This window comes from Acinetobacter sp. SwsAc2, assembly GCF_013391465.1.
GTDB lineage: Bacteria > Pseudomonadota > Gammaproteobacteria > Pseudomonadales > Moraxellaceae > Acinetobacter > Acinetobacter johnsonii.
The window spans coordinates 25,663-34,837 of the sequence record NZ_JACBEZ010000034.1 but is presented as its reverse complement, the minus strand read 5'-3'; the positions used below and the strand labels follow the sequence as shown (position 1 = coordinate 34,837).

Below are 9,175 nucleotides of genomic sequence, written 5' to 3'. Positions count from 1 at the left end.
AAAGTCATTTGAATGATTTCTTCTTGGTCTACGTGTCATAAAATACTCCATATATTGATGTTTATAACATCATTTGGGGAGCAAAATATCACTTATAGGAGTTGTTCAAATTTACGGATCCATCTCTGTGTACTAGGGCTCAGTTTTTTAAAGCACTACATTCCGAACCTATTGCATATCATTCAGTATATTGGTGCGCTGTACCTGATGTATATCGGGTACAAAACATTTACCCAACAGCAAATTAGTGACCATGTCACCCATGCTTTACTGCATCCACGGCAAGCATTTACACAAGGCTTTCTTGGCAACAGCTTAAATCCCAAAACTACGCTATTTGTGATGAGTATCTTTGCACAGTTGTTGCGAGGCAATCATGGTCTGATGCATTTAATCGGTTATGGCATGTTTATCTCGGCCAGTCATCTGCTGTGGTTTTTGCTCATTTCACTATTCTGCTCTACCCCAGTGATCCGAAATAAAATTTTACGCAAACAAGTGAGTATTAACCGTGTCACCGGTACCGTACTCGCAACTTTAGGACTTTGCTTATTTCTCACAAACTAAGCATGAGTGATACCTGCGTTTAGACCCTAAAATTTGGGCATAAAAAAACGTCCTCTAGGGACGTTTTTTTATTTGCTTGCTAATGCCTGCGTCGCTGATGTCACGACGCAAGAACAATTATGCTGGCGTATGATACATGAGATAAAGTTCGTTTAAGTTCTCTGGAATTTCTTCTGCAAGCTCATCCATTAACTGACCGTTACGACGGAAAGTTTCCATTTGCGGATCTTCTTCATCAATCCCACTAAATACCATAATTGGTAAAGTAAGATCGACCAGTTGCTCTTCAAACTCAGGCGTGAACCATGCATCTTCATTGAGGAACATTGCATCGACAAAACCAACGCTCCAATCCCCTAGGCTTGACTCAACATCTGCCTCTTCAATTTCAAAAGGAAATTCAATCCCTTCTTCATTGGCAAGGTTTTGACGAATAGACTCAAGCCAAGCTTTCACTTGCGCGATGATCTCGGCAGGCACTTTCTTTTGATTATTATCAAAAAGTTCATCCAACCATTTTGCAAAAGTAGGACCAACTGCAATTGCACACAAGAAACCATGAGTCGCTGCAAAATCTAGACCATACTCATTTTGGTCACCATCTAGATATTCACTCAATAAGTCTAAATCTAAAGCACTCATTTCAAATCCAAATTCAGAAACTGATTAGGGCATTAGCATAGCATTTTCAGACACGATGCTACATCTGATTTTAGTCTTCTTCGTCGTCAAAATCGTCATCATCGTCGATGTCGTAATCAAAATCTTTAAGCTCACGTTCCAAACGGCGCTGTGCAAGAAGGTCATCAATCAGGCGACGTTTTTCTAATGATTCTTTCGCACTAATTTTACTTGATGACTCATCAAAATTAACATCATCATCAGCGTAGTTATCATCTAGTTCAAAATCTGTAGAAGACACTAAAACTACCTCATAGTGAAAAAATGTGAAGGGTCTTAGCCGCTATTTATATGGGTTCCAGAACCTTGTCAAGTTTTATTTGAATTTAGAGCAATTAATTTGATTTTTAGTCTTTATTTCTAACCAATTTTTATGGCATGATATAATCCACCCTGCGTCTTTGTAGTTTACGACTTTAAAATGGTCACATAAAATCCAAATTGTTCAGATTTCAAATTTGGGTTTTGAACTTGAGCACGCTCGGGATGAACTTGAAAACAACAAATTCACCCCCATCTAAATCACTGAATTTATATTTTTAATATTTTATCAGGCAGCTTTTGGCTGACTATCTCTGATGGAATACGCAGTTATTTACAAATAAGTTTATGAAGCGAATTGTGCCCAGATGCACAATTTTCCACTGCCACAGATTCAACGAAGAGTAAGCAAAGATGAGCGATATGACTTCCCCTACTTCACAAGTAGCGGCTCTGATTAGCCGAGGCAAAGAGCAAGGTTACCTAACTTACGCTGAGGTTAACGATCATCTCCCAGACTCGATCACTGAAAGCGAACAGATTGAAGACATTATTCAAATGCTTCAAGACGTCGGTATTCCTGTGCACGAACGTGCGCCTGAATCTGATGATGCAATGTTTGAGGGTGGTAATGAAGCTGCCGATGAAGTTGCTGAAGAAGAAGCCGCTGCTGTTCTTGCCTCTGTAGAAAATGAGCCTGGTCGTACCACAGACCCTGTCCGCATGTATATGCGTGAAATGGGTACTGTTGAACTGTTGACGCGCGAAGGCGAAATCAGTATTGCAAAACGTATTGAAGAAGGGATTCGTGACGTTCTTCACTCGATTGCTTACTGGCCAAATGCGGTTGAAGTGGTATTACAAGAATACAAAGATTATGAAGCGGGCGAACGTCGTCTTGCGGACATCCTTTCAGGTTATTTAGACCCTGAAACTGATGAAGCGATTCCAGAAGTCCTTGAAGAAGAGTCAGAAATTGATGAAGAAGACTCTTCAACCAAGTCTACCAAAGATGTGAAATTGGATGACGACGAGGAAGAAGAAGAGTCTGAAAGTGATGATGATTCTGAAGGTGAATCTGGCCCAGATCCTGAAATTGCCAAAGCGCGCTTTGACGAACTGACTGCGGCTTGGAAAAACACCCGAACCATCATCGAGAAACATGGTCGTTCAAGCAAAGAAGCAGAAGACGCTTTAGAGTCACTTGCAACTGTGTTTATGATGTTCAAATTTACACCACGTTTATTTGACATCATTTCAGAAATGATTCGTGGTACACATGAACAAATCCGTACCTCTGAACGTGAAGTAATGCGCTATGCAGTACGTCGTGGTCGTATGGATCGTACTCAATTCCGTACCTCTTTCCCAGGCCAAGAGTCCAACTTTGCTTGGTTAGATGAACAAATTGCGAAAGCTTCGCCAGACCAAAAAGGCTATCTTGAAAAAGTACGCCCTGACGTTTTAGCGTTCCAACAAAAAATTGCAGACATTGAAAAAGATTTGGGCCTTGATGTTAAAGGCATCAAAGAGATCTCAAAACGTATGGCTGTAGGCGAAGCGAAAGCACGCCGCGCGAAAAAAGAAATGGTTGAAGCAAACTTACGTTTGGTCATTTCGATTGCGAAAAAATACACCAACCGTGGCTTACAATTCTTGGACTTGATCCAAGAAGGTAACATTGGTTTGATGAAAGCGGTAGATAAGTTTGAATACCGTCGTGGTTATAAGTTCTCGACTTATGCAACGTGGTGGATTCGTCAGGCCATTACTCGTTCGATTGCCGACCAAGCACGTACCATTCGTATTCCAGTACACATGATCGAAACCATTAATAAGATCAACCGTGTATCACGCCAACTTCTGCAAGAAATGGGACGTGAACCAACACCTGAAGAACTCGGTGAACGTTTGGAAATGGACGAAGTCAAAGTGCGTAAAGTGCTGAAAATCGCCAAAGAACCAATTTCGATGGAAACACCGATTGGCGATGATGAAGATTCGCATTTGGGTGACTTCATTGAAGACAGCAACATCACTTCACCTGTCGATGCTGCAACATCTGAAGGCTTAAAAGAAGCAACTCGTGAAGTGCTTGAAAACTTGACTGAACGTGAAGCGAAAGTCTTGAAAATGCGTTTTGGTATCGACATGCCAACGGACCATACTTTGGAAGAAGTAGGTAAACAGTTTGACGTGACGCGCGAACGTATTCGTCAGATTGAAGCGAAAGCACTACGTAAATTACGTCACCCTTCTCGTTCTGAACACTTACGTTCATTCCTAGAAAACGACTAATTCATACCGATACATTGGAGACTTGAAATTTAATCTCGAGTCTCCATTAAGTATTTAAGAGCAACACCTAACGCCTGCAGTTTCGCAGGCGTTTGAAATAAGGGGGACTGACGCTCATGACTATGTTAGACCGTACACCATCACGTGAATTACAAGAACATCTTTGGGTATTCCCTATGGACTACCCGATCAAACTCATTGGCTTTGCCAGCACTGAGTTACATGTTGCAGTGGTTGAAATTTTAGTCAAACATTTCCCAGAATTTGATGGTGAATCGATCCAAGTCCAGCCATCACGCACAGGTAAATACCATTCTTTAACTGCTCAATTGCGTTTTGAAGAATTAGAACAAGTTCATCAACTGTATGCAGACCTTGCGGCTTGTCCGTTAATTAAAACGGCGCTGTAATTCAAATGATGTATCAATGAGACACGCTTACGAGCGTGTTTTTTTGTGCCTAAATTTTTGATCTATTGAATTCAGCTTATTCACTGAAGAAATCCCCCTACGCTCTAGATCTTTTCTTTATAATTTCAGACATACTTTTTGTTTTATAAGGACGCAAGTGCCGTGTCAGATGCCGTTCTCAAACCACAACTCATTATTCGCCAGTTTGATAATTTAACTTCATATGCTGACCGCTTTGTAGAAATGAAAGCACTGACTGAACAACGAGATGCAGACACACCAGATGAACTTTGGATTTTGCAACATCATGACGTGCTCACCCAAGGTCAAGCTGGAAAACCTGAACACATCCTCATGAGCAGCAACATTCCCGTGGTACAAACGGATCGCGGGGGGCAAGTCACTTGGCATGGTCCTGGTCAGTTGGTTGCCTATTTTATGTTTGACCTCAACCGACTTGGTTGGAACGTCCGCACCTTGGTGTCTTATGCTGAAAACCTAATGATTGAGTTACTCAAAAAATATGAGATTGAAGCCTATGCCAAACCTGATGCACCCGGCGTGTATGTCGATGGACGCAAGATTGGCTCATTGGGTTTTAAAATTCGTAAAGGCCGCAGTTATCACGGTTTGTCCTTAAATATTGATTGTGACTTATTTGGGTTTCACACCATTAATCCATGCGGCTATGCGGGCTTAGAAATGGTGCGTATCTCAGACCTCAAACCAGACTACCCGCACTTTGAAAACTTATGTGCCGACATTATTGAAACTTTACAGCACAGCGGTTACTTTAAAGAAGTTCAAGTACAGCATATATAAAGGCTTTGCTTTTCATGGAAAAATAAATTAGAGTATTTACTCTAAACTAATAATTATTTTTAGAAAGGACAACAGCGAGTGATTAACGTAAATTCAGTGAAACCCGCTCTGCAATTGACCTATGTCAAACTTATGATGGATGTGATTGGCCGAGGATTGGTCATGGCCAGCCAAGTCGATAGTGAAATTCAGCAAGAAGTTGCAAAATTTCCAGCCAATTTCACCTTATCGATGAATGTTTTTCCAAACGGCCCGGCTTTTTTAGCCAAAGTGACCGAAAACCATCAACTCGAACTACTCACTCCGGGAAGTTTAAAGGCAGATTTAACCATCACCTTTAAACATCTAAGCCACGCCTTTTTGGTGTTTTCATTTCAAGAAAGTACAGCACAAGCTTTTGCACACGACCGTATGATTGCAGATGGCGATATTTCGTATGCGATTCGCCTCGTACGCTGTCTGAATAAAATGGAATCCTTGATTTTACCGAAAATGATCGCTGAACTTGCCGTCAAAGAATACCCAACTGAATTGGGCTTAAAAGAAAAACTCACTGGTGCTGCAAATATTTATCTCAAAGTAGCCCAATCATATTTAAAACGGAGTGCATAACATGGCGAAGCCTTATTACGAATTTTTCTGTCCTGTAAAAGTGATCGCTGGTCATGCTGCTTTAGAACACATTCCGTTTGAACTGGCAACATTAGGCGCAACCCGACCTTTAATCATTACCGACAAAGGTGTTCGTGCCAACAATTTACTTGCACCCATTGAAGCGGCTTTTGAGTCTACCGATGCGGTGATTGGTGCAATTTTTGATGATGTTCCACCCGATTCGAGCTTAGAGACGGTGCGTAAAGCGGCCAATTTATATCGTGAACATCAGTGCGATGCAATTATTGCTGTCGGTGGCGGATCGGTGATTGACACCTCGAAAGCCACCAATATTTTGGTATCTGAAGGTGGTGATGACTTACTCAAATACTCTGGGGCACACAACCTACCTAAACCACTCAAACCCTTTTTTGTGATCCCTACCACGTCAGGTACAGGTTCTGAAGTTACCATGGTTGCCGTGGTGTCTGATCCAGAGAAAAATGTCAAACTGCCATTCGCATCGTACTATCTAATGCCGCATGCTGCGATTCTCGATCCACGCATGACCCAAACCCTGCCACCGCACTTAACTGCGATGACCGCAATGGATGCCATGACCCATGCCATCGAAGCCTATACATGCATGGCACACAATCCGATTTCAGATGCCTATGCTACGGCAGCAATTAAAAAAGTCAGCAATCATTTGTTTAATGTGCTGGATAATCCAAGTGATGCCAACGGCCGCTTAGAATTGGCTCAAGCTTCGACCATGGCTGGCATTGCATTTTCAAACTCGATGGTGGGCCTTGTACACTCACTTGGACATGCCTTAGGTGCAGTTGCACACTTGCCGCATGGACTATGCATGAACCTGTTTCTCCCTTATGTCCTTGAATTTAACAAGGAAGTGAATGGTGACAAGATTGCAGAGCTCTTGTTACCGCTTGCAGGGCCAGACATTTATGCGCAGACCCCTGCTCACTTACGTGCAGACAAAGCTATCAGCACATTACTCACCATGCGTGATCGCTTATTTACCCTAACCAAGTTACCCCGTACCTTGAGTGAAACAGGAAAAGTAACCTTAGAACAACTCGATGAGGTCGCAGAAAAGGCCCTCAACGATGGTTCAATCATTTACAACCCGAAAGAAGCCAGCTTAAAAGATTTAAAAGCAATTTTAGAAAAAGCTTGGTAATTCATAAAAAATCAGCCAATATAGCGACAATCTTAGCCTGATGCTTTTTTAAACATCGGGCTTTTATTTGCCATAAGGAATAATGCTTTCCTTATACCTATTGGCATAAAAACTGCTAAAAAATCTGAAAAAGTTACTGACAAAAGCGGCCAAATTAATGTAGATTGGCGCACTTTTGAAATTAAACACAGGGGGGATCGTTCGTCTCAAACGATCCTTATTAAACATGACTGATCCTTGATCAACGATTAAGAGGATAACGCCGTTGACTAATATTTCTGGGACTCAATCGGCAGCTAAACTGCAAAAAACGCTAGGTCTCTGGCACATCATTATTATTGGTTTAGCTTATATTCAACCAATGACATTATTTGATACTTTCGGTTTAGTATCAGAAGAAAGTCATTATCATGTGCCAACGTCATATATCATTGCTTTAATTGCAATTTTATTCACGTCGATCAGTTATGGTCACATGATTCGTCGCTACCCTTCCTCGGGTTCAGCCTATACCTATGCGCAAAAGTCCATCCATCCGAATGTCGGATTTATGGTCGGTTGGTCATCATGGTTAGACTATTTATTGTCTCCAATGGTCAACATCATTCTTGCCGTGATTTACCTTGAAGCCTTATTCCCTGATGTAAACCATTGGGTCTGGGTGGTTGGTTTAACTGCATTTATGACCGCGGTCAACTTACGTGGTGCACGCTTCGTTGCAAACTTTAATGGTTTGATCGTTTTTGTACAGTTAGGTGTGATTGCTTACTTCACGTGGATGGTTTACAGCTTACTTGCTGGTGGCGTCAACGCAGATGGTACTTTGGTCAATGCAAAATATCAGTTATGGAGTTTAGAGCCATTCTGGAATGAGCTTACTTCACTGGGTGCCCTGATTACAGGTGCGACTTTGCTGTGCTTCTCATTCACAGGTTTTGACTCGCTCAGCTCGCTGGCAGAAGAAACAAAAGATACCGAGAAAACTCTACCTAAAGCGATTTTCTTAACGGCACTCTTGGCTGGTGTGATTTTTATTATCAGCACCTACTTCATGCAGATTTACTTCCCGAACGATCCAAAGACTTACTTTGAAGATGTTGCTGCAACACAGCCTGACATTTTACAAGCCGTCGGTGGTGTTGCGTTTAAAACGGTGGTGCTGTACTTCGCAATTGTAACTGTTATGGCATCGGGTATTTCGGCACATGCAGGCGTTTCACGCTTAATGTATGTGATGGGCCGCGATGGCGTGATTAACAAGAAGATTTTTGGTCACATTAGTCCGAAAAGCTTCACACCGTCTTATAACATTCTCATTGTAGGTGCTGTGGCATTAACCGCTGGCTTCATGGACTTAGACATCGTCATTTCGATGATCAGCTTCGGTGCATTAACTGCATTTACCTTTGTAAACTTATCGGTGATTTCAAGATATGCACTGCGTGATGGCCGCACAAAGAATATTAAAGATATCTTGAGCTTTGTGATAATTCCAATGTGTGGATTCCTCAGTATCTTTGCCATGTGGCTAGAGATTGAAGAAACCGCGTTGAAATTCGGTTTATGGTGGGCAATGTTTGGTATTTTATACTTAGGTTATAAAACCAAAGGCTTTAAGCAACCTGCACCACAACATAATGAATTTGACGATCCGCTCTAATCTTTCATTCAAAAAGAAAAAGACGCCAAGTGCGTCTTTTTCTTTTTTAAACTAGAGCTAAAAAACTAGCCCTTAAATTGTTTAGTCATTTTAGCAATACGTTGTGCATAGGCTTTTGTGGTTTCGAGATCCCCGGCTGGGATTTCATCCGTACTTGCATCCGATGGTGATTGAACCAACAAACCTACAGAACCACCCAAATTATTTACATCTTGACGGGTTGCCGCTTTACTGTTGGCAGGCAATAAGCCCAAGCTTACCCAAATACCGCCATGCTGCGATGCAAGTGTTTGCAGTTGAATTAAGGTCACTTGCTTATCACCATTTAAGCTTGCACTATTGGTAAAGCCACCGAAAATTTTATCTTGCCATGCACGAGTAAACCATTTTTTTGAAGATGCATCGGCAAACTTTTTAAATTGCCACGGTGCAGTACCCATATAAGTTGGTGCACCAAATACAATTGCATCAGATTGATCCAATGTCTGCCAATTTTGCTCTGAAATGTCGCCATTTGGGTCAATCTCCACCAAATTTGCACCAATTTCTTGCGCAAAAGTTTGTGCAATCACTTTGGTATGTCCATAGCCTGAATAAAAAACCACTGAAATATTCGACATTTTAGTTTCCTCTTTTGAATTAGTTGATTGGCATTGCTTCGTCAAGCATGACGCTGCG

At 41.7% G+C, this 9,175-nt stretch carries 10 protein-coding genes; 7 read left to right on the top strand and 3 right to left on the bottom strand.

Annotated features, from left to right (window positions below; translation table 11 throughout):
- Window positions 1–12 precede the first annotated feature (12 nt).
- Complete coding sequence (locus HYI04_RS13705) at window positions 13–567, top strand: LysE family translocator (protein WP_306172601.1); 555 nt, start codon at window positions 13–15, stop codon at window positions 565–567.
- 117 nt (window positions 568–684) lie between these two features.
- Here HYI04_RS13705 and HYI04_RS13700 read toward each other — a convergent pair whose 3' ends face one another.
- Complete coding sequence (locus HYI04_RS13700) at window positions 685–1,209, bottom strand: YecA family protein (protein WP_004695482.1); 525 nt, start codon at window positions 1,207–1,209, stop codon at window positions 685–687.
- A gap of 70 nt (window positions 1,210–1,279) precedes the next feature.
- Complete coding sequence (locus HYI04_RS13695; protein ID WP_004982817.1) at window positions 1,280–1,489, bottom strand: PA3496 family putative envelope integrity protein; 210 nt, start codon at window positions 1,487–1,489, stop codon at window positions 1,280–1,282.
- Window positions 1,490–1,923: 434 nt separating this feature from the next.
- Here HYI04_RS13695 and rpoD point away from each other — a divergent pair, with 434 nt between their 5' ends.
- The 6 genes from rpoD to HYI04_RS13665 all read left to right on the top strand — a co-directional run bounded on the left by rpoD (window position 1,924) and on the right by HYI04_RS13665 (window position 8,497).
- Window positions 1,924–3,807: an RNA polymerase sigma factor RpoD gene (gene rpoD, locus HYI04_RS13690; RefSeq protein WP_010327320.1), complete on the top strand. Its 1,884-nt coding sequence runs from the start codon at window positions 1,924–1,926 to the stop codon at window positions 3,805–3,807.
- A 122-nt stretch (window positions 3,808–3,929) separates the two neighbouring features.
- On the top strand, window positions 3,930–4,217 hold the full coding sequence (locus HYI04_RS13685; RefSeq protein WP_010327321.1) for a YbeD family protein: 288 nt from the start codon (window positions 3,930–3,932) through the stop codon (window positions 4,215–4,217).
- 162 nt (window positions 4,218–4,379) lie between these two features.
- On the top strand, window positions 4,380–5,039 hold the full coding sequence (lipB, locus tag HYI04_RS13680; RefSeq protein ID WP_010327322.1) for a lipoyl(octanoyl) transferase LipB: 660 nt from the start codon (window positions 4,380–4,382) through the stop codon (window positions 5,037–5,039).
- A 132-nt stretch (window positions 5,040–5,171) separates the two neighbouring features.
- Window positions 5,172–5,651 (top strand): hypothetical protein, encoded by a 480-nt coding sequence (locus tag HYI04_RS13675; protein ID WP_171518820.1) that lies wholly within the window; start codon window positions 5,172–5,174, stop codon window positions 5,649–5,651.
- Window position 5,652: 1 nt separating this feature from the next.
- On the top strand, window positions 5,653–6,837 hold the full coding sequence (locus HYI04_RS13670) for an iron-containing alcohol dehydrogenase (protein WP_010327324.1): 1,185 nt from the start codon (window positions 5,653–5,655) through the stop codon (window positions 6,835–6,837).
- A 265-nt stretch (window positions 6,838–7,102) separates the two neighbouring features.
- Window positions 7,103–8,497 (top strand): APC family permease, encoded by a 1,395-nt coding sequence (locus HYI04_RS13665; protein ID WP_010327325.1) that lies wholly within the window; start codon window positions 7,103–7,105, stop codon window positions 8,495–8,497.
- 65 nt (window positions 8,498–8,562) lie between these two features.
- Here the strand turns inward: HYI04_RS13665 and HYI04_RS13660 are convergent, their stop codons facing one another.
- Window positions 8,563–9,117 (bottom strand): flavodoxin family protein, encoded by a 555-nt coding sequence (locus HYI04_RS13660; RefSeq protein ID WP_010327326.1) that lies wholly within the window; start codon window positions 9,115–9,117, stop codon window positions 8,563–8,565.
- Window positions 9,118–9,175: the final 58 nt, after the last annotated feature.